Annotated in this window: 1 protein-coding gene; it reads left to right on the plus strand. The window is 73.3% G+C overall.

Going from position 1 to position 371, the window contains the following annotated elements; genetic code table 11:
• Window positions 1-371: sigma-70 family RNA polymerase sigma factor (locus BU204_RS37610; protein ID WP_143230049.1), on the plus strand; the 371-nt coding region annotated here is incomplete at both ends.

Below are 371 nucleotides of genomic sequence, written 5' to 3' on the forward strand. Positions count from 1 at the left end.
CCACAGCGGCACCGGCGGGTTGGCCCACCACGACCCCACCCCCGAACAAACCCTGCTGGACCGTGAGCGCATCGGCTACCTCCACGACGCCATCGCCAACCTCCCCGCCCGGCTCCGCACCGTCATCGAGGCCTACTACTTCAACCAGCGCCCCATGGCCGAACTCGCCACCGAACTCGGCGTCACCGAGTCCCGGATCTCCCAGCTCCGCGCCGAAGCCACCACCCTGCTCCGCGACGCCCTCAACACCGTCCACACCACCAACCCCACCCCCGCACCCGCCACCGCCCAGGCCGAGGGATGCGCCGCCCGCCGCCGCACCGCCTACTACGCCGCCGTCGCCGCCCACGGCACCCTCCGCACCCGCCTCG

The sequence above is a fragment of the Actinophytocola xanthii genome (assembly GCF_001921205.1).
Taxonomy (GTDB): domain Bacteria; phylum Actinomycetota; class Actinomycetes; order Mycobacteriales; family Pseudonocardiaceae; genus Actinophytocola; species Actinophytocola xanthii.